Below are 20,841 nucleotides of genomic sequence, written 5' to 3'. Positions count from 1 at the left end.
GCGCTAATCAACCACTTTCTGAAGGACTGACATCATGCACACGACTTCTACCCGCCAGGGTTCGCGGAACAAGCGTTCGGCCTTGGCCAGGCTCGCCGGATGCGTCGCCATTGCGGCGAGCGTCTTCGCCGCGCAGCGCGTTGCGAATTCAGCGGAAGCGGCAGTCAAGGTTCCGCCACCTGCCCAGGACGAACAGGTCGGTACAGCGCATAGCGAAACCGCCGTATTCGCGGGCGGCTGTTTCTGGGGTGTTCAGGGGGTATTCGAACACGTGCGGGGCGTGAAGCAGGTCGCCTCGGGCTACACGGGCGGCGCGGCCGGCACCGCGCAATACGAAACCGTCAGCGAAGGCGACACGGGGCACGCGGAGTCGGTGCAGATCACTTACGATCCAACCCAGATCACCTACGGACGCTTATTGCAGATTTTCTTCTCGGTCGCGCATGATCCTACCGAGTTGAACTACCAGGGCCCCGATCACGGCACGCAATACCGCTCGGCGATTTTTCCCGCCAATGCCCAGCAGCGTAGCGTCGCGCAAGCGTATATCGCGCAGCTCGACAAAGCGCACGTATTTTCAGGGCCGATCGTGACCCGGATAGAAGACTTCAAGGGTTTCTATCCGGCGGAAAACTACCACCAGAATTTCCTCGCGCTCCATCCTGACTACCCGTACATCGCGATTAACGATCTGCCGAAGGTGAGTGGGTTAAAGCGCCTGTTCCCCGATCTGTATCGCAACGATCCGGTGTTGCTGAAAGTGGGCGCCTAGTTTTCCGCGGATGTCTGGGCACTTTGCGTGGTATGGCCACCGGTTGGCGCATCGTAGATCGACTGCGGGCTGCCTGCGTGCTGGTAAGCCACGAGCGAGGGGGCGCGTACCGGCCGGTTTCTGGAGGTTTGTCGATTGACTGTCAAAGCCCCAGACACACCGCCCCGGCCGCGACGATCACGCACGCGACCCAGCGCTTGCCGCTGACCGCTTCCCGCAAAACCACCCGCCCGATCAGCACCGCGAACACCACACTGGTCTCGCGCAACGCCGAGACCGTGCCCATTGCGCCCGACTGCATCGCCCAGATCACGATGCCATACGCCGCGATCGACACGAGGCCGCCCGCCAGCGACGAGCCGACCGCCATGGGCGCCGTCCGTACCGGTGTCCACAGCGCGGTAAACCCGCGTTTCGCGACGAACAGTACCGGCATCAGCCAGTAAAACAGGAACATCCACGCGGTGTAGGTGAGCGCCTCACCGTGGGACAAGCGCACGCCGATGCCGTCGATCACGGTATAGAGCGCGATCGTCGCGCCGGTCGTCAGCGCGGCCAGCACGCTGGCGCGCGACACGCGGCTGCCTTGCAGCGCGATTGCGATGATGCCGCCCGATATCATCGCGATCCCGAGCGCATGCACGGGGCTGATCGCTTCATGCGCGAAGAACGCCGCGCCGAGCGTGACGAGCAGCGGCGACGAGCCGCGCGCAATCGGATACGCCTGCGCCAGATCGCTGCGGCGATACGCTCGCACGAGGCTCATGTTGTAGACGATATGCACCAGCCCCGAAGCGATGATGTACGGCCAGGCCGCGTGGGTCGGCCATGGTGTGAACAGGATGACGAGTGTGGAGACCGCCGCGATGGCGATGCTCATCAACGTCATGGACAGGAACCGGTCGTTGTTGCCGTGCAACATGGCGTTCCAGGTTGCATGGAGCAGGGCGGCAAAGAGGACGAGGCCGCCGGTGTAACTGAGCATGCGGGTTCCTGGTTGGAAGAGCGCGAAAAGGGTACGGAGCGAGATAAGAAGGATATCTATCTTGTGACCGCCCAACAAACCAGATAAATTGCGTCTTCGTGTTAGATAAACTCTCGTGGATGAAACGGCTATTGCCTCCGCTCAATGCACTGCGTGCCTTCGAGGCCGCAGGCCGGCTGGGCAGCTTCAAGGAAGCAGCCGCCGAGTTGCACGTGACTCACGGTGCGGTGAGCCAGCACGTGCGCCAGCTCGAGGAGTGGCTCGGCGCACCGCTGTTTGAACGGCACAACCGGCGCGTGGTGCTCACTGCGGCGGCGCGGGTTTACCTGAAGGAGATCGGCCCCCTGTTCGGGCAGCTTTCGCAGGCAACCGCGCGATATGGCTTTCCCGAAACGGTCTCCCGGACACTGTCCGTGAATGCGCCCGCAACCTTCACGTTGCGCTGGCTGGTGCCGAGACTGGCGAAATTCCACGCCGGGCACGCCGACGTGGACGTCAATGTGGAGACGTCGAACGAGTCGGTGGAGAGTCTGAAAGTTGGCTACGACATTGTCATCCGGGGCGGTCCGGACACGTTCTATGGTTACGCGATGCGGCCTTTCCTGTCCGAGGAAAGGCTTCCGGTTTGCAGCCCCGCACTTTTGCAGCGCGTGCCGCTTCGGATTCCAGACGACCTGCGGCAGCATACGTTGCTGCACACGTCGAGCCTTCCGCGGCTTTGGCCGGACTGGCTGGCGAAGACCCGGATTGCCGCACTCCGGCCCGCTGCCGCGCTGACCTTCGACCACTTCTATCTGACGTTGCAAGCTGCCATCGACGGAATCGGCATTGCGATGGGACCGACCGCGCTGGTATCGGACGATCTTGCCGCTGGCCGGCTGGTTGCGCCGTTCGCCGGTCCTCGTCTGCCGTCGCGAAGCTACTGCACTTATGTGCCGGATGAGAAGTCCGCGGATGATCTGGTCGTGCTGTTCCGCTCATGGCTGGAGCACGAGGGGATGCGTTCGCAAACGGAGATGGCGCGTCAGATGAGCGAACGTCTTGCATGAAATGTCGCCAAAGCCCTCAAGAACTACGGTGTGCCGCCGATAACACGTGACGAGCTTTTGTGAATTGAATGTTTTCAATATTTCATGTGCTCAGGTGTAAGCTAGGCAGCTTCCGAAAAATCCGCCTTGCGTGGCCGGCTGTCAGGACACGGAACGGAACAGGGCGCAACGGCTAAATCAGGCGTCCAGACGGTTGTCGGCTTAATGGAAGGTTATCTTCAAGCCACCTTCTCGCGATGGAGAGATTGTGATTCGACATGGCCTTGGCGGTTTGCTGCTTGCGCTTTGCTTTGTTGGCAAGGCGATGGCGGCTGGTCCCGATTGTTCGCGTTCATTTACGCTCGCATTGCACGATCACGGGCTGCTCTATTCAGTCGACACCGACAGCGGAATCGATAAAGATTTCGCCGACGAACTGATCCGCCGCAGCGGCTGCCAGATCCGGGTCAGCCTCATGTCGCGCGCGCGGATCTGGAAACTGATCGAATCCGGCGCGCTCGATTTCAGCCTGTCCGGCATTGCCAACGACGAACGCAAGCAGTACGCGGATTTCGCCTGGTATTTCAGCGACAAATACTACTTACTGGTGCGCAAAGATGCCGGTATTCATCAGCTGAGCGATTTCGAGCACAGCGACCAGTTTCAACTGGGCGTCATCCGCAGCTTCCGTTATAGCGACTCGGCCAACCGGCTGGTCGACACGCTGTCGGAAGAAAATCGCGTCACCCAGGCGGGCGGCCTGGGTCCGCTGTATGAGGCACTGATCCTCCGGCGCATCCAGGGCATGATCATCGAACCCTTCGACTATCCTGCTCTCGACGAAAAGAAAATCCGCGACGTCACCACCATCGTCGAGTTCAATGACCCCGCCGTACCGCACGGCCTCATCATGTCGAAGCGGGCGCTGTCCGCGGCCGAGCGCGCAAAGTGGCGCGCCCTGGTGAATGAGATGCGTGCGGACGGCACCGTCCGGCGGATCTTCGAGAAGTATTTCAAACCCGACCTCGCTGCTTCGATGGTCGACTTCCAGACCCCGCCGTGAACTGGCCTCGCCTTGTCCTGGTGCCGTTACTGGTCTTGTCCGCCGCGCTGAGTGTTACATGGATACTTTGGGACCACGAACGGCAAGCCGCCCGTCATGAATTGCTCACCCAGTTCGACTTTTCGCTGGGCGACGCGGTCAGCCGGGTCGAACAGCGTATGGCGACTTATGAACTGCTGCTGCGCGGCGTGCAGAGCCTGTTCGTCGCCACCGGCGAGGTGGACCATGACCAATTTCGCAACTACATCGGCACGCTCAATCTCGACGCCAACTTCTCCGGCATCCAGGCCATAGGTATCGCTCAATGGGTGCCGGCGGCGCAAAAGGACGTTCATGTGGCCGCCATGCGCCGGCAGGGGCTGACCGGCTACACGATTGAACCCAAGGGTCCGCGCGCGGACTACGCACCCATCATCCAGCGTGAGCCGTATATCGGTATCAATCGCACGCCACCCGGCTTCGACGCATGGGCCGACCCTGTGCGGCGGCGCGCCATGGAAAAGGCGCGCGATTCCGGCATGGCGAGCATCTCCGGCAAGGTCCGCCTTTCGGTGGATACCGAGGCTAATGCCCGCCCCGGTTTCATCATGTACTTGCCGATCTACGCACAAGGGCAATCGCAGGATAGCGTCGCCCAGCGACGGGCACACCTGGTCGGCTGGGTCTTCGCCTCGTTCCGCATGCACGACGTCATCGCGAGTCTGTATGGCGAACAGCCGCCCGGACTCACCATCGCCATCTATGACGGCGTTGAACCGTCTGCCGCGGCGCTTCTGCACAGGACGTCTGCGGCCGGCGGGCAGCATTCGCCTCCCGTTATTTCGGCCAATGAATATCTGGTCGTCGGCGGACACGACTGGACACTTTCGATGAGTGCCCAGAACGACTTCAAGGATCGTTTCGGCCGTAACGCGGAACTGCTGATCGCCGGCGGCGGCATAGGCCTGAGCCTGCTGCTGACGCTGCTCACCTGGCTGATGATGACCGGCCGCGGCCGCGCGATGCGGCTCGCCTCCGAGATGACGCAGGAATTGCGCGAGAACGAGGAAAAATTCCGCGCGATCGCCGACTGCACGGTCAACTGGGAGATCTGGTGGGGACCGGACGGCAAGCCCCGCTGGATCAATCCATCGGTGCAGGAATACACGGGCTATACGGTCGACGAGTGCATGGCCATGCCTGACTTCGCAGGCACGCTGATCTATCCGGCAGATCTCCCCAAGGTTGCCCCTGAGTTTCTGAAGGGGCTTCAGGGCCATCGTGGCGACGACCTCGAATTTCGTTGTATTCGCAAGGATGGCTCGGTGGTGTGGCTGTCCGTTTCATGGGTGCCGATCAGCGATGCCAAAGGCGATTTCATTGGCTTTCGCACGAGCGGGCGCGACATTACCGAGCGCAAACAGGTCGAGACCGAACTTCGAATCGCCGCAGTCGCCTTCGACTCGCAGGAGCCGATGATGATCACCGACGCCAACGCCAGGATCCTGCGCGTGAACTCGGCTTTTACCGAATGCACCGGCTATACGGCCGCGGAAATTGTGGGCCAGACACCGCGAATACTTCGATCGGGCCGTCACGAAGCCGCTTTCTTCCGCGAGATGTGGAATGCGATCCACCGTACCGGCGGCTGGCAGGGGGAAATCTGGGACCGCCGCAAGAACGGCGAGGTGTATCCGAAATGGCTCACGATTTCCGCGGTGATGAGAGAGGACGGCGTCGTGAGTCACTATGTCGGCACGCATCATGACATTACCGAACGCAAGATCGCGGAAGAAAGAATCAAGGAGCTGGCCTTCTTCGATGCGCTGACCCGTTTGCCCAACCGCACGCTGCTGCTGGACCGCCTGAAGCAGGCAATCACGGCCAGTGCCCGTAGCGAAGCGTGCGGCGCCTTGCTGTTCATCGACCTCGACCACTTCAAGACGTTGAACGATACCCTGGGCCACGACAAAGGCGATTTGCTGCTGCAACAAGTGGCGCAACGTCTGGCTGCCAGCGTGCTCGAAAGCGACACCGTGGCGCGGGTAGGGGGCGATGAGTTCGTGGTGGTGCTGGGGAGCTTGCATGCGAACCGCGAGGAGGCCGCCAGCCAGACTGAGGCCCAGGGCGAAAAAATTCTCTCTGTGCTTGGCATGCCGTATCAGCTTGGCGAGATTGAATACCGCAGCACCGCAAGCATTGGCGCTACGGTATTTACGGGGCAGCAGGTTTCGATCGACGAACTCCTGAAGCAGGCCGACCTCGCGATGTACAAGTCTAAAGAGCGAGGGCGCAATGCGGTGTGCTTCTTCGATCCGGACATGCAGACTGTCGTCGTGGAGCGGGCCGCGCTCGAGGCGGGGCTGCGCAACGCGATCGAGCAGAAGCAGTTCCTGCTGCATTACCAGGCTCAGGTCGACGGCACTCGCATTACGGGCGTCGAAGCGCTGGTGCGTTGGCAACATCCCCAGCGCGGCATGGTGCCTCCTGCCGATTTCATTCCGCTGGCCGAAGAAACCGGATTGATTATTTCCCTTGGCGGCTGGGTCCTCGAAGCTGCGTGCAAACAACTGGCGCGATGGGCAAAGCGGCCGGATACGGCCGATCTCACGATTGCGGTCAACGTCAGCGTCCAGCAGTTCCGCGAACCCGATTTCGTGGATAAGGTGTTGAGCACCGTTCGTCAAACCGGCGCGCGGGCAGACCGGTTAAAGCTCGAACTGACCGAAAGCGTGCTGGTGGACAATGTGCAGGACATCATCCAGAAGATGGGTGCGCTCAAGGCGAAAGGCGTGGTCTTTTCACTGGACGATTTCGGTATCGGGTATTCGTCGCTTTCCTATTTGAAGCGCCTGCCGTTGGATCAGTTGAAAATCGACCGGTCATTCGTGCGTGATGTCCTGGTCGATCCCAACGACGCTGTGATTGCAAGGGCCATCGTGACCCTTGCGCAGAGCCTCGGCTTGGGCGTCATCGCGGAGGGTGTGGAGACGGCGGCTCAGCGGGACTTCCTCGCTGCCGCGGGATGTCATGCGTATCAGGGCTACTATTTCTGCCGCCCGCTTCCTGTCGAGGGCTTTGAAGCGTTTTTGAGCAGGGTCGCATTGCGCCAGTGCGTAGCGGAATCATCACAAAGCGAGTGAGACTCAATCTGCCGCGCACGGCCGATTGAGTGTCGTTGGTGAATGCTACGTAACCCTTAGCTTTCTGCGGGCTCAAAAATTGGCATGCACGTTGACGAATGCGCTCAAGGATTCACCCACATACGCGCCTGCGGCATTCGCGGCAATGAAGTAGCGCCGGTCCGTCAGATTGTGAATGTTGAGGTCGATGCCCCACCTGGACGCTTCATAGCCAAATGCCGCATTCGCAATCACGTACGACGGAATGGAGTTGACGTTCGTGATGTCGCTATAGGTCCGGCTGACATAGTTGACACCCGCGCCGACATGGAACCCCGGCACGCCCGCAATAGAAAAGTCGCACAGGGTCCATAGGTTCGCCATGTATGCCGGTGCGCCTTGCGGATGATTGCCGACTGAGGTCACGCCTTGCGGATTGTCGGTAATCTTCGCCTGTTGCGCCGTGAAATTGGCGACAACGTGCCATTGCGACGTGATGCTCGCGTCAAGCGACGCCTCCGCGCCTTTCGTCCTTTGACTGTCGAAGACGACGCTTTCGACGTTGTTGATTGTGGTCAGCGAAGCCACGTTATCGCGCTCGACGTCGAATAGCGCCGTATTCAAAACGTACCGGTCGTCGAGGAACGAGAACTTGACGCCTACTTCATATTGCAGCGCGGATTCCGGTGCGCCAATGCCGTTCTGCGTATTTTCGGAGTTGAAGTTCGCGAGATGACTCTTCGAGACGCCAAAATACGGCGACATCCACGGCAGTGCCTTGTACAGCACGCCGATGTTCCAGCTCACCGGCGCGTCGTTGCGTGAGTCGGTCACGCCGGCAACGAGCGGCTGTCCCTGCGTATCGAACCGGCCGGGCACCGTGATATTCGGCGTCAACGAAGTGTCCCACCAGTCCTTGCGCACGCCCGCGCGGACTTTCAGCTTGTCCGTCACGTCGATCTGATCGGTTGCATAAACGCTGTAGTAATTTGCGAGCAGATGATCGTTATCGCACGAATGCTTTGCGTCGCACAGAAAGGTCAGCCCCGCTAGCGACGTCTCCGGCGGCACCGGCGCGAATGCGTTCGGGATGTTCGGCAGATCGGCCGTGGTGCGCTCCGTGTCGATGATCTGATGCTGATACTCGAAGCCCGTCAACAGCGTGTGTTTGACGCTGCCGGTCGCAAAGCGCCACACCGGTTCCAGCTGATAGTCGAAGCTGTTGTCCGAATCGTCCTGCTGGCGCAGTTGCCTGCCGACCACTTCATTGCCGCTTACCTTCGTACTCGTGCTGTCGCCGTTGCCAAGCACATCGAGGCTGCGGTGCAGGTACGAGAAGCGGTTATTGATGGTCAGAAAGTCATTGACCTTCCATTCGTCGGTGAGCGTCGGGCGAACATAGTTGCCGCGCGCGAATGCAAAGGGTGTCGAATACTTCGAGTCGATCGATACATTCGTGATGGGCGAGCCATGGAAATAGATCAGGCCATACGAGTCGGGCGTTTCATGAATGTCGCGCGCATCGATTGAGAAATTGATCTTGTGATTGTCGAGCTTCCATTCGAACGCCGGTCTGATTTCCTCGTCACGGCTCGCCAGATCACGGAATCCATCGGAACGCGATACCGTTGCGTCGACCCGATAGTTCAGCCCCGAAATCCCGGTCGGCCCGGTAACGTAGCCACTGCCGGAGATTGTGCCGAACGAACCCGACTGAATATTGCCGCCGAAATGGAAGTCGGCAGACGGCGTGTAGTGGACGATATTGATCGTGCCGCCCGGCGGCCCGCTGCCGAACAGCGCCGATCCGGGACCTTCCAGAACCTCGATACGCTCGACGCCATTCAACGAATGCGAGATGCCGCCCAACAGGTCACCGTCGGAGAAGCCGTCGTTATAGATCTGCGCATTCAGGCCGCGGATCAGGAAATGATCGTAATATCCCTTGGTATCCTGACCGCCGACATTCACGCCACTGGCATTGCTGACGCCTTGCCGAAGCATCGTCGCGCCTTGCTCGGTCATCAGCGCGCGCGGAATCACCTGCACGCTTGCGGGCAAATCCTTCAGCGCGGTTCCCGTCTTGCTGACGCCCACCACCTGGTCGGGGTCGTTCACGTTATCGTCCTGAGCCTGCCCAGACGTCGCACGGACCTGTACCGGCGGGAGGGTCGGCGCGTCGACTCCATTGCCTTGTTTGCCGCCAGATGACGGTGACTCCTGGGCCGCTGCCGAATGCGCCAGCGTCAGGGCGATGAGCGAGCCGCTCAAGCCCGCGCTGGCTTTCTTTCCAAACCTTCGGACGTCGATCTTCCTCACGTTCCATTCTCCTGTTTCATTTTTTGTGGCGCCAGTTGCGATTCCGCGTGCGACGGCCGGCGCCGCAGCCTGAAGTCGGCAAGACTGCTGGGAAGAGATCGAACTGGTAAATGCAAATCGTTACGATTTATATTCATAAAAATTCCGGTATTGCTCCCTGTTATTCAGCGTCGCGGGGCCCCCCGTCGGCGAATCTGCTGCTGAAATCCCAGCTTCGTTCCAACGAACCTGCTGTCAGTTCCTGCCGGCATGCAATGTAAAAATGCGAAAGGGAGCCGTGACAGCTCCCTATGAACGGCATCGATCGTGGTTTTATTCCAGCCGGATTGGCGTATCCATTACGGCTTGTTACGAAGTTGCCGACACCCTCGGCGACGTGCGAGGGACTCCGGCGACGCGTCATCTGACGGCGGCTCGCGCTAAAGTAGTTGCCTGAATGGTTAACGCTTCAGCATTTGATGCTTGCGCGGTCAGTCAGGGAACCGATCGCCGAACATGGGTAGGCCGCTTACTGATTGCGCCCGGGTTGCTTCGTCCTGGAGAACGTCCCAGTGTTCGGCCAGCTTGCCGTCTTCGAAGCGGACGACGTCGGCGGCAATCCACGCGACGCCTCTGCCGTTGCCGGAGAAGCGGCCATGGGCAATGACATAGTCGCCCTCGGCCACGATCAGTTGGTTCTCATAGCGCAAGGTGCCGGGAAGGGTGCGGATCAGGTTGAACAGGCCGTCGCGTCCCGGCGCGATATGGGCGCTGTGCTGAATATAGCGATCGGACCAGAAGCGCTCGGCCGCGGCGTAGTCGCGCTTGTTGAACAGCGTGTCGAAGGCTTCCAGCACAAGCGCCTTGTTCTGTTCGGGCGTTGTCTTCGTCATGTTGCCGTCCTGTTGAAGGTTCAGGTGGCGACGCGCTTAGGCGTCGGGAAGTCGTTGTGGTCGTGGCGCGTGGACGCTTGGGTTGGATCAGCTGGGTCATACTCAAGACAATGGTGACCGACATGGTCAATCTGGTGAATCAGATTTCCACACGCGTCCCCACCTCGATTACCCGATTGGCCGGCAATTTCAAATAAGCCGCGACGTTGCCCACGTTGTGCAGCATGACCGCGAATAGCCGCTCGCGCCACATGGCCATGCCCATGTCACGCGTTGGCACCACGGTGGCGCGGCTGAGGAAATAAGACGTTTCCGTGGGCTCGAAGATGAGGCCCGACACCTTGCATGTCTCCAGTGCACGCGGCAGATCGACTTCATCCATGAAGCCATACGTGATCGTGATCTGGTAGCACTCGGAATCGAGCGGATATACGGTCACGCGTCTGCTCAACGGAACCCACGGGACCTCTTCGCTATTGACTGTCAGGAATACGACACGATCGTGCAGCACGCGGTTGTGCCTCAGATTATTGATCAGCGAGTGCGGCACGCCATCGGGGTCCGGCGTCAGGAAGATCGCCGTACCGCCGACTCGCGTCGGCGAGCGAGCCAGCAACGTCGTGAGGTAGGGCTTGAGCGGCATCGTTCCTGCTCTTACGCGCGCTTCGGCGCGCATCAGCTCCCAGCCGCGTCCCCAGGTTGCCATGATCGTGTAGATGATCAGGCCGACCAGCAGCGGGAACCAGCCCCCTTGCGTCAGTTTCAGCAGGTTCGCGGAGAAGAACGTCGCGTCGATGACGAAGAAGAACACCGTCGCAAAGATGCATAGCCACCAGTTGTAATGCCACGCATAACGCACGACGAAGAACGTCAGAATCGTCGTGATCAGCATCGTGCCGGTCACGGCGATCCCGTATGCGGAACCGAGCGCTGTCGAAGAGCCGAAGCCGAGGACGGCGGCGACGACAGCAAGCAGCAACGCCCAGTTGATGCCTGGCACGTAGATCTGCCCCATTTCATTTTCCGACGTATAAATGACACTCATCCGCGGCAGAAAGCCTAGTTGCATTGCCTGCTTGGTCATCGAATATGTGCCGGAGATGACGGCCTGCGAGGCAATGACAGTCGCGATCGTCGACAGCACGATCATCGGATACAGGGCCCATTGCGGGAACATATGGTAGAACGGATTTTGCAGCGCGCCTGGCTCGGCAAGCAGCAGCGCGCCCTGGCCCAGGTAGTTCAACGCAAGCGCAGGGAAGACCAGGCCGAACCATGTGAGCCGGATCGGTTTCGCGCCGAAATGACCCATGTCGGCATAGAGCGCTTCGGCGCCTGTCAGCGAAAGCACCACTGCGCCTAATGCAACGAAGGCTAGCCACCGGTGATGCAGGCAGAACGCCAGTCCGGCAAATGGATTGAGCGCCATCAGGATGGCGGGCGCCCGCGCCATGTTGATGACCCCCGCGACAGCAAGCACGATGAACCAGAGCACCATCACAGGGCCGAAAACCTTGCCGATACCGGCGGTCCCGCGCTTTTGCATCAGGAATAGCGTGACGAGTGCAACCAGCGTCACGGGTATCACGCAGGTCTTTAGAAACGGCGCGGCGACCTCCAGACCTTCGACCGCGCTCAACACGGAGATTGCCGGCGTGATCACGCTGTCGCCGTAAAAGAGCGCCGCTCCCATGATGCCGACGGTCAATAGCGTACGGCGCAGCCGCGGCCGGCTCGTCACCGACGAAGCGGCGAGCGCCAGTAGTGCCATGATGCCGCCCTCGCCGTGATTGTTGGCGCGCAGAATCAGCGCGACATATTTCAGCGAGACGACGATGGTCAGCGACCAGACGATCAACGACACGATGCCGACCACATTCAGCGCATTCAATGCGAGCCCATTGAGCGGGTCGAACACCGTCTGCAGCGTATACAGGGGACTGGTGCCGATGTCGCCATACACGACACCCAACGCAGCAAGCGCAAGCACGCGCAACGCCGGCCGGCGATGCGCTGATTCCCCGGGACGGCCGCCCTCGGACGCGGCAGGTGCAGTCAGGCTCATGTCTCGCTCCGCATTGGCGCTTGTTCGCGCTCGATCAATCTGTCAGCCGAGTAATGATCAGGTGATTGGCTTGTTCCCTTCGTTGTTCAAAGTATAGGGAAGCAACCGTGGAAAAGCAGGTTCGATGCAACAGCAGGCTCCATTCAAGCAAGCGCTGCCTCAAGGTCACGGCGCGTTGCCGGTGCGCTCGCTGTCACGTTCATGCGCCAGCGAGCGGGCGGTTTCCGCCGTGGCTTGTTCGTCGGCGCGAAGCAACGCGGGTGAAAAGAAGCAGCCCATGACCGCGGACAGGATAATGAAAGTCGAGGCCGCATCGACCAACAATCCGAAGCGCACGAAAATGTAGAAGCAGCACAGAAGATTCAGCAGATGCAGGAATATGCCCAACGCGGCGACCCCTCTTGGGACCGCTCTTATGAACACCGCAAACCGCGAATGAGGGCGGGGCACATACCAGATGATCAGCAGCCCGAACGTCATGATGAAGGCGCTCTCTGCCCATTTCAGCCAGGTGGGGCGCTGCAGGAAACGTCCCTCGACAATCGTCTCGATGACCTGCGCCTGAATTTCGATGCCCGGCACCAGTTCCCCCAACGCCGTCGTGCGCATGTCGGTCACACCGGCGCCGGTCAGTCCGACCAGCACCAGTTTGTCGCGGATCCGTTCCGGATCGACTTTGCCCTGCAGAACGTCGCGCGCGGACACGTAGCGGCTCAGCGTCGCGCGGATGGACGCGAAATGCAACCAGATATCACCGCCGGGCTGCGTGGGCACCTGGACATCCGCGACACCTACCGCCTGCACGCCGGATGCATCGGCAAACACATCGAGCGCCGATGAGCCCGTGGCGAGACGGAGCATTTCCATCGGCAGATTGGGAACCAGTTTCTCGCCCAAACCCATGACGAGGGAAATGTGCCGGACCACGCCCTGTTCGAGCGCCACGCTCAGCAACGCCTGCCCGTGCGCTGCCGCTTGCAGTTCCGGCAGACTGGCCAGCACATAATCAAAGCGTCTCACGCTCGCGATCGGGTCGATGCCATGCACGAGGATCGGCGCGCTTCGCAGATCGGTGCTGCTGCCAAAGGCGGCATGATCGAGAGCGGCGGCACCCAGGATGGTCGGCGCCGCGCGCAACGATCTGGCGAGAATGGCTTCGTGACTGGGCAGGGCCCGCAACCCGGCGGCGAGCGCCGCGGCCGATTTCGGCAGATTGGCGGCCACCTTGTCGGGCGAGGTCTGGTCCGGCTCCGGCATGTAAATGTCGAGACCGATCGCCAACGGCTTCTGTGCCGCAATGGCATCGACCAGGTCCGCGAGCCGATTTCGCGGCCACGGCCATTGGCCGACGGTGGCCAGGGTCTCCTCATCGATCTCGACAATGGTCACGGGCTGAGCGGTCGGAATGCGCGGGAAGCGCCGTTGATACTGGTCGAACAGAAGTTGCCGGGCCGTTTGAAAGTAGTCCGGCAGCGCCTCGTTCAACGCGTTCACATAAGCCGGACGTGCTATGTCGCTCGGCCATTCGCTGCACAGATTGAGCAGGCTCAGGCCAAACAACACCATCAGTGCCATCGGACGCCCCTGGATCACCTTCAGCAGACGCCTGATCCGGGCAGGCCATGGGTCGTCATAGCGTTTCATCGAAGGAAAGACCATTTAGCGCCGATGGCTGGCGCGGTCATTGGATGGTGATGACTGCGCGCCGATTCATGCGATGAGGAACGCCATCTGCCGTGGGGACCAGCGGCTCGCGCTTGCCCCGCGCGGCGGTCTCTATTTGCCGGGCAGGAATGCCTGCCTTGATCAGGAACGCCGCCACAGTCTGCGCCCGCTGCATGGACAGTCTGTCATTGAATTCCTGCGAGCCCGCCAGATCGGTGTGACCGACCACCACGAGCTGAGGCGCAGGCCACGTCGCCAGCACGGCTTTTAACTTCTGGACCGTGGCGGTGGACTCCGGGGCCAATTCGGTGGCGGAGTCGAAGAGAAAAAAGATCGTGAATGTCATGGGGCGAGGAGGCCGCGCCGCGAGCAGTTCGCCATATCGGGTCTGCACGTTGGATTGGCTATCCATCGTTTTTTCGATGGTGCCGCCCTTGGTGACGTCGACCCCGGCGTAGGCCTTGTCGATGGTTTGCTCTCCGGTGGCGCTGTGGACAATGACCGCGCCCACTTTGCCCTGTGGATCAGGCAATAAAATAATCTTGTCCGGCGTGCTGCACCCAGCCAGGAAAACCAGCATGACGCACGCCGCCGCAGTGGCCAGCCCGAAACTTCGGATGACGGCCTTCACCGTCCACTCTCCCCGTGATCGCCGACTTCGATGATAAATTCGGTGCCGCGCACGCCCAAGGTGGTGGTCGGCGTGCTGAAGCGGACCGCATCCGGATTCGCCTTTGCCAGCTTTCCGGAAATCACGGCGAGAGATCCGCGTTTGACGGTAGCGTCGAGTACCCCGTCGTGGGTCGTGGTGTTGAACGCGAATTTGTTGAGATCGAGAATGGTATTGGCGCCGGCCGAGAGTTGGGTGGTGTCACGCAGCGTGATGCCGACGGAGGATTCCGGACCGGTCACGATGCGATCGCTGCCATAAACCTCGCTGCCGATGGCCGCGCCCGAACTTGCTCCAGCACGCTCGATCTGTACCGCACCCTTGACGGTCTTGACTACACCGGCGGCGTCGTCGGCACGTGCGTCGGCGGCTGCCATGTAGCCACAGGCAAGGATCAGGAGATATTTGAGGGATCGGAGACGCATCGGCGGCACCTGAAGGGAAGCGGCTTAGCATTTCTGCGCCACTGGCTAGTACATATGCGCTCCAGCGGATCAATGCAGCCTGGTGGACCATTCTGCCGAGTTAATCATGCGGCCACTTCAGGAGAAACCCGTATAGGTATGTCGATTCGCTCGCGAATGGCGCGCAACGGCGAACGAGCGCCGCGGCGCGATAGCATGTAGTGCTTCCACGGCGTGGCGATTTCGTGGAAGGAGACGAGGGTAAGCCACATCGTGCCATGCAAGCCGACTTGGGACTGCCCACAGGCATGCAAGGCCAGTATCGCCGCTGTCTGGAAAGTCAGCGAGACAACGGCGAATCTCAGGTTTCCTAAAGACATCGGCGACCCGAAGGAACAGGCACGTTAGGCTATCCCGTAGCGCGGAGCAGGCGTGCCGGTTTGCGTAGCGGCGAATAAAGCAGCGCGAGCGGCGTCGTACTGCTCCCACAGGCTTTCGTCCGCCACGGACGGCCAGGTGAGCTTCTCACCCCGGTCGAAACCGACCAGTGCGGCGTCGACCATGTTCTCGGTGCTCATCACGGACTCCTGCCGCAGGGTGGACAGCGGTATGCCCGACTCGTCCCAGATCTCTGTTGCCGTCGTTGCGGGCAAGACCACCTGCAGCCTGACACCGGTGTTCTTCAGTTCATCCTGGAGGCCCCGGCTGAATGTCAGCACGTAGGCCTTGGTGCCGCTATAGACAGCGCTGCCTTCCCACGCGTGGACCGATAGTACCGAAGCGACATTGATGATGTCGCCTTCGTTCCCGGCGAGGAAACGGGGCAGTACAGCGTGGGTCAACCGTGTCAGCGCTGTGATATTGAGGTTCAGCTGTGCCATCGAGTCGCTCACGGGCGTTTTCGCCAAGGGGCTCAGGCGGGCGAGGCCGGCGTTGTTCACCAGAAGCGTCACGCTGGAATCGTTGGCCAGTACATCTTCGACCTTGGCAAGATCGACCTCCTTCGCGAGGTCCGCCACCAGCTGCCGAACCTTGACCCCGTAGGCTTCCGACAGCTTTTGCGACAGTGCTGACAGGCGGTCCGCGCGCCGTGCCACCAGGATGAGATCGTAGCCGCGTGCAGCCAGGCGATCGGCATAGACGGCGCCGATACCCGAGGATGCGCCGGTTACCAGAGCGGTTTTTTTACTAGCAGTCATTGGGTTTCTCCAGATCATTAAGTTGAGTGCTCAATCGTTTTAATTGAGGGCTCAAGTATATGAGTATATAGTGGGTACTTGTCAATAGTGCTGTGCTCAACCATGCTTACGTCATGGGAAATGACGGTGATGAAATGAAGAAACGAAACGTATCGGCTTCCGCTCGCGATGAAGAAGCCAGCACCTACGAGGTCCTCGCGTGTACCAACACCGCGCTGCGGCGCGCCGCACGCCGATTGGGCAACCTGTACGACGATGCACTGGCGCCCTCGGGCCTGAAGGCAACGCAGGTAGGCCTGCTATCGGAAATCCAGCGGTGGGCCGCGGCCAACGATGGACAAGCGCCCACGCTGCAGGATCTGGCGGGAAAGCTTGCCATTCAGATTTCCGCGCTGACTCATGCGCTCAGACCTCTTGTGCGCGACGGTCTCGTCGAGTTGCAGCCTGACGAAGAAGACCGGCGTACTAAGCGCGGGGCACTGACAACCGTTGGCGAGGCGCGGCTTAGCGAGGCCATCGAACATTGGGCGATGGCGAATCAGCGGGTCGAATCGGTACTGGGCGCCGATTCAGCGGCCACGCTGCGCGCGCTCGCCGACCTGGTGGCTTCGGATGAATTTCTTGCGGCGTATAGCGGCAGTCAGGAGGAATAGGTGGAAGCGTGTAACCGCCGCCCGAGGCTGCACCACGTGGGTACGAGAACGAAGGCGTAAGAGTTGTGACACCGTTGCTTTGGATCCTGTTCATACTCAATTCGCTCGCACCGCATTTTTTGTAGAACTGGCTGCCGATTCTGTTCAGCATGAGTGTGGCGGCACCTGAACGCGCGGCGCAGCTGGCGATGATGTTTCCTGTCGGCGGCACGGTCGGCGCGTTGGCCTTGAGCCGCTTCGTCGACCGATATGGCATCGCCGTCATTGCCATGCTCGCGGTGCTGGGATGTCCGATCACGGCATCGCTCGGCATGCCGATGCCTACTGCGCTGCTCTATGCCCGCGGTGTTTGCAAGCGGCGTGTGTGTGATCGGCGCGCAGTTTGCGCTGTATGGCGTGTCCGGGATGGTGTATCCAACCGCATTGCGTTCGGCAGGCGTGGGTTTTGCGATTGGCGTCGGCAAACTTGGCTCCGTCGTGGGGTCGCTGCCAGGGGGCATCCTGCTCGCGATGCATCGTGGCATAGCAAAATTGTTTTTCAAGGTGTCGACGGTGTTTGTGTTTATTTTTCTGTTCGCATCGCTACTTGCGTGGACTCAACGTGGCACGCAGTTTGGCAACGGGAGACCGTGAGCCCTCCAGAATCAGGCGATTGCGATCTGCCGACCTCACGTCCCACTGTCGGCTCGAACGGCTGAGAGGGAATGGATGGCGCGCGGCAGCACTGCTCAACGCGGCCAGTGCTTGCGCGAGACGATCGCGAAGCTCACGGCGATCGCGCCCGTCGTTGCGCGAATAGGTGTGTCGGCCATCGTGTCGCCGTAGCGGGGGCGGCGAGTGCGTCCGGTGTGTGCTGAGCCCGTGTCGAGTTCGCCGTCGGCGTCTTGGCACAGTGTGCCGGGGTCAAGCGGCGCCCGCGTGTGCGGGCTCATCGGGCTTCGAAAGGACATGATGGACAACTCCGGGAAGGAATGCCCTTATTGAACGCTTCGCCTATCAATTAGTAAAATGAATGTTTTGACCGATACGATAACTTCGTGGAATGGAACTGAAGCTGCTGAAGACGTTTCTGACGGTTGTCGAACTGCGCCATTTCAGTCGCGCGGCAGATGCACTGCATATGAGCCAACCGGCGCTCAGCAAGCAGGTCGGCGCATTGGAGGCAAGCCTGGGTGGCAAATTGTTCGAAAGAGGGCGGCACGGTGCGGAGCTCACACCATTCGGCGAGCGCTTCCTGCCCGATGCGCAGGCGCTCGTACGCGACGCGGATGAGATCCTGTTGCGTGCGCGAGAGGCAAGCAGTGGCCGGCGCGGTCATTTGCGCATCGGTATCTGTCTGTCCGTGCTGACGGTCGTGCCGCGGATTGTCGCCGATTTCCGCCTGCAACATCCCGACGTCGCCGTCACGCTATGCGACCTTTCTTCCGCCGAGCAAACGCGCCGCCTGCTGGCGGGCAAGCTGGATGCCGGCTTCCTGCGCTTGCCGGCCATCGACGGCCTGTCGTCGTTCAGTATGCTCGACGAAGCACTTGCGCTGGCATTGCCACCACACCTTGGATACAAGCGGCTCCCGGCTGATCTCGGCGTTCTCAATGAAGTCGGCTTCGTCGCGTTGCAGCGCATGCGCGGCCCTGGGCTCGCCGCGCAGATCGACCGGTGGTGTCTCGAACGCCGCTTTGTACCGAACGTGACGCAATACGCTGAAGACGTGCAGTCCGTCCTCGCGTCAGTCGTTGCGGGAGTCGGCGTCGCGTTCATCCCTTCGCGTGCGCAGCATTTGCTGCGTGATGCAACGGTGCTCAAGCTGCATGGCAAAGAGGCGAAGTGGCGCGTGGGACTCGCATCGCCATCCACGTGCGTGAATCCGGTTACGACGCGCTTTGTGTCGTTCGTGCGCTCGGCGATGAAAGGCGCGCTGGCCGCGCAGGATTAACGCCCGGTTATCGCGCGCATGAATCGCGCGTGCCGGGTGAATTCACGGGCTCGCGTGGATTGTCGAGCCGGATCATCTGACCGTGATGCAGCACCGTGAACGCGTCGTCGGGCAGGCCGGCTTCACGTGCGGCCGCGGCGAGTTTTTTCGGCGGTTCGTCGAGCGGCTCGTCGGCGAGTTCGAACGTTCCCCAGTGAATGCCGATTGCTTTTTTCGCATGCACGTCCTGGAAAATCTGTACGGCCTGCTGTGGGTCGACGTGTTGTGGGCTCATGAACCAGCGCGGCGCATACGCGCCGATCGGAATCAGCGCGAGGTCGAAGCAGCCGAACGCCGCGCCGATCCGCTTCGCGTCGCCCGAGTAGCCGGTGTCGCCCGCGAAATACAGCGAGAACGGATGCGCTGCGCGCGGCGGCGTCTTCACGACCCAGCCGCCCCATAGCGTCTCGTTGCGGTCGGTGAGACTGCGCGCGGACCAGTGCGTTGCGGGCACGAACCAGAAGTCGAGCTCAGATGCTTGCGTCCGGTCACCCCAGTCCAGTTCCTGTGTATTGGTGATGCCTTTCTGCGCGAGCCATGCCTTGATACCGAGCGGCACGAGAAAGAGCGGCGGGCCGCCGGGCTGGCCATTCAATGCCTGAACGCTTGCCGCGTCAAGGTGATCGTAGTGGCTGTGTGAGATCAGCACGAGGTCGATATGCGGCAATTCGGCGAGCGTCAGACCGGGGGGCACGCGCCGCTTCGGTCCGATGAAGGAGAACGGCGACGCGCGTTCGGAAAACACCGGATCGGTCAGGATGTTGACGCCGTCGATTTGCAGCAGCGCGCTCGAGTGGCCGATCCACGTCATCGTATTTTCGCTGCGGTTCGCCTTGATCCATTCGACGTCCGGATGATCCACGGGAAACGCGTAGCCGTTTTCGGGTGGCGGCGGCAGATGATGAATGAGACGGTTCCAGCGCCACTTCCAGACCGAACCCCGCGCGAGCGGGCCATCGTCGTTTTCGAAACCGTTGTCCGTGTGCGGCGCGTGATGGATGCCGCTGGCGGAAAGGCGCTCGGGCGACGGATCGGGTTCTTGTGCGCTAGCAGCGCAGGGTGCCGTTGCTGCGTAGAGCGCGAAGACGGCATAAAGCAGAGGCAGGCGTAATGAATGCATCGTGGACAGGACGAAGTGGCTGAGCTTCCGTTGCATAGGCGTTTCAGATGCCACAGTGTAGACCGGCTGAAAAAAGCTCAGCGTGCGCTGCTAGAATCGAAACGTCGTTTGCGTCTTGGGCAACATGCACGGCTGCGGAGCGGCTGCGGGCCGATGCACGTAATCCGCGCGCGCCACCGGCAGCCCGTCGTTCGCGAAGGGAACCACGGTGGCAAGTTGGTCAAAAGGGCGTGGGAAGCACTCTAACGGTGCCTACGGTGGCGCCGCCCGCAAAAACGGCATTGACGGCGAATACATCATGTCCATCGAGTGGAAACGCAGCTTCAAACTGTTTATCCAGCGTTTCTGGCAGCCGACCAGCGCGTGCATGACCTGCATGCCGGGAAGTTGGGGCAATGTGATGAGCCTTGCCCACTGGACGATTGCATTCCACACAGGTCTGCTCACCGGGCTCCTCGCGGTCTTTTTGATCTTCACGCCTGCGGCGAAACTCTACACACATCGATACGGCAATGCGCTGATCGTTGGCTGCCTGACAGCAATAGGCGATGCCTATGCGCACGCGAGTCACTACGGCATCCCCTACGTCGAGCACATTGTGACGGGTGCTATTTCAGCGCTCTTGACGCTGGCCGGCTCATATCTCTTCGAAGACCGTGCGCGGCGCCTTCGGGCGGCTTGGGCGCGGGTTTTCGGATAGCGCCTTCGGCCATCTTCGGAGGTTGGCCCACGCTTTCACACGGGCCTAACTCCGCAGGCGATGCAGGGATGGACGGATGCACGCCAGCGCGAAGCATAGTGGTGGTTGAACTGGCGTAATGGATTGAGTTAGATCTGGGCTCTGCATCTCTCTGTACCACAAGACGAAACTAAAGACCTTTCGTACAAATGGATTGTCGTCCATCATATTTGAGCCGGAACGATCACGCCATCCGGAAGCCAGATTGACAGGT

The 20,841-nt window shown here is 60.7% G+C and carries 18 protein-coding genes; 8 read left to right on the top strand and 10 right to left on the bottom strand.

The window, feature by feature from the left end; translation table 11 throughout:
* Positions 1 to 34 precede the first annotated feature (34 nt).
* Positions 35 to 772 (top strand): peptide-methionine (S)-S-oxide reductase MsrA, encoded by a 738-nt coding sequence (msrA, locus tag P0D84_RS33740; RefSeq protein WP_408343922.1) that lies wholly within the window; start codon positions 35 to 37, stop codon positions 770 to 772.
* Positions 773 to 914: 142 nt separating this feature from the next.
* On the opposite strand, the gene P0D84_RS33735 is transcribed toward msrA, so the two are convergent.
* Positions 915 to 1,757 carry an EamA family transporter gene (locus P0D84_RS33735; protein WP_408343919.1) on the bottom strand — a complete coding sequence of 281 codons (843 nt, stop codon included), beginning with the start codon at positions 1,755 to 1,757 and terminating at the stop codon, positions 915 to 917.
* Positions 1,758 to 1,876: 119 nt separating this feature from the next.
* Here P0D84_RS33735 and gcvA point away from each other — a divergent pair, with 119 nt between their 5' ends.
* The 3 genes from gcvA (at position 1,877) to P0D84_RS33720 (ending at position 6,970) form a co-directional block, all read left to right on the top strand.
* The gene (gene gcvA / locus P0D84_RS33730) at positions 1,877 to 2,806 is read left to right on the top strand and encodes a transcriptional regulator GcvA (RefSeq protein ID WP_408346238.1); all 930 of its coding nucleotides are present in this window, start codon (positions 1,877 to 1,879) and stop codon (positions 2,804 to 2,806) included.
* Between the two features lie 247 nt (positions 2,807 to 3,053).
* Positions 3,054 to 3,848 carry a substrate-binding periplasmic protein gene (locus P0D84_RS33725; protein WP_408343916.1) on the top strand — a complete coding sequence of 265 codons (795 nt, stop codon included), beginning with the start codon at positions 3,054 to 3,056 and terminating at the stop codon, positions 3,846 to 3,848.
* A complete protein-coding gene (locus P0D84_RS33720; protein WP_408343913.1) occupies positions 3,845 to 6,970 on the top strand; it encodes a bifunctional diguanylate cyclase/phosphodiesterase in 3,126 nt (1,041 codons plus the stop codon). The genes P0D84_RS33725 and P0D84_RS33720 overlap by 4 nt, the downstream gene beginning before the upstream one ends.
* Before the next feature lie 72 nt (positions 6,971 to 7,042).
* Here the strand turns inward: P0D84_RS33720 and P0D84_RS33715 are convergent, their stop codons facing one another.
* From P0D84_RS33715 to P0D84_RS33685, 7 genes are all read right to left on the bottom strand, one after another.
* Positions 7,043 to 9,268, bottom strand: coding sequence for a TonB-dependent receptor (locus P0D84_RS33715; protein ID WP_408343910.1), 2,226 nt, complete (start codon positions 9,266 to 9,268; stop codon positions 7,043 to 7,045).
* 470 nt (positions 9,269 to 9,738) lie between these two features.
* Complete coding sequence (locus P0D84_RS33710) at positions 9,739 to 10,140, bottom strand: nuclear transport factor 2 family protein (RefSeq protein WP_408343908.1); 402 nt, start codon at positions 10,138 to 10,140, stop codon at positions 9,739 to 9,741.
* Between the two features lie 139 nt (positions 10,141 to 10,279).
* Complete coding sequence (locus P0D84_RS33705) at positions 10,280 to 12,205, bottom strand: potassium transporter Kup (RefSeq protein ID WP_408343905.1); 1,926 nt, start codon at positions 12,203 to 12,205, stop codon at positions 10,280 to 10,282.
* A 165-nt stretch (positions 12,206 to 12,370) separates the two neighbouring features.
* The gene (locus P0D84_RS33700) at positions 12,371 to 13,849 is read right to left on the bottom strand and encodes a CHASE2 domain-containing protein (protein WP_408343902.1); all 1,479 of its coding nucleotides are present in this window, start codon (positions 13,847 to 13,849) and stop codon (positions 12,371 to 12,373) included.
* A 37-nt stretch (positions 13,850 to 13,886) separates the two neighbouring features.
* On the bottom strand, positions 13,887 to 14,501 hold the full coding sequence (locus P0D84_RS33695; RefSeq protein WP_408343899.1) for an OmpA family protein: 615 nt from the start codon (positions 14,499 to 14,501) through the stop codon (positions 13,887 to 13,889).
* Entirely contained in the window at positions 14,498 to 14,965 is a 468-nt protein-coding gene (locus P0D84_RS33690; protein WP_408343896.1) for a FecR family protein, read from the bottom strand. The genes P0D84_RS33695 and P0D84_RS33690 overlap by 4 nt, the downstream gene beginning before the upstream one ends.
* A gap of 383 nt (positions 14,966 to 15,348) precedes the next feature.
* Positions 15,349 to 16,143, bottom strand: coding sequence for an SDR family NAD(P)-dependent oxidoreductase (locus P0D84_RS33685; protein ID WP_408343893.1), 795 nt, complete (start codon positions 16,141 to 16,143; stop codon positions 15,349 to 15,351).
* A gap of 134 nt (positions 16,144 to 16,277) precedes the next feature.
* On the opposite strand from P0D84_RS33685, the gene P0D84_RS33680 reads away from it, so the two are divergent.
* Complete coding sequence (locus P0D84_RS33680; RefSeq protein WP_408343890.1) at positions 16,278 to 16,796, top strand: MarR family winged helix-turn-helix transcriptional regulator; 519 nt, start codon at positions 16,278 to 16,280, stop codon at positions 16,794 to 16,796.
* Between the two features lie 336 nt (positions 16,797 to 17,132).
* Positions 17,133 to 17,429, top strand: coding sequence for a hypothetical protein (locus P0D84_RS33675; protein WP_408343887.1), 297 nt, complete (start codon positions 17,133 to 17,135; stop codon positions 17,427 to 17,429).
* Positions 17,430 to 17,524: 95 nt separating this feature from the next.
* On the opposite strand, the gene P0D84_RS33670 is transcribed toward P0D84_RS33675, so the two are convergent.
* Entirely contained in the window at positions 17,525 to 17,746 is a 222-nt protein-coding gene (locus P0D84_RS33670) for a hypothetical protein (RefSeq protein ID WP_408343884.1), read from the bottom strand.
* Positions 17,747 to 17,838: 92 nt separating this feature from the next.
* Here P0D84_RS33670 and P0D84_RS33665 point away from each other — a divergent pair, with 92 nt between their 5' ends.
* Positions 17,839 to 18,729, top strand: coding sequence for a LysR family transcriptional regulator (locus tag P0D84_RS33665; RefSeq protein ID WP_408343881.1), 891 nt, complete (start codon positions 17,839 to 17,841; stop codon positions 18,727 to 18,729).
* Positions 18,730 to 18,736: 7 nt separating this feature from the next.
* On the opposite strand, the gene P0D84_RS33660 is transcribed toward P0D84_RS33665, so the two are convergent.
* Complete coding sequence (locus P0D84_RS33660; protein WP_408346235.1) at positions 18,737 to 19,888, bottom strand: MBL fold metallo-hydrolase; 1,152 nt, start codon at positions 19,886 to 19,888, stop codon at positions 18,737 to 18,739.
* A gap of 298 nt (positions 19,889 to 20,186) precedes the next feature.
* Between P0D84_RS33660 and P0D84_RS33655 the strand changes: the two genes are divergently transcribed.
* Positions 20,187 to 20,588, top strand: a complete 402-nt coding sequence (locus tag P0D84_RS33655; RefSeq protein ID WP_408343878.1) for a hypothetical protein — start codon at positions 20,187 to 20,189, stop codon at positions 20,586 to 20,588.
* Positions 20,589 to 20,841 lie beyond the last annotated feature (253 nt).

The sequence above is a fragment of the Paraburkholderia sp. RL17-337-BIB-A genome (genome assembly GCF_046025895.1).
GTDB lineage: Bacteria > Pseudomonadota > Gammaproteobacteria > Burkholderiales > Burkholderiaceae > Paraburkholderia > Paraburkholderia fungorum_C.
Note: the sequence above shows the minus strand (reverse complement) of the source record. Positions and strands in the feature narration are given on the sequence as shown.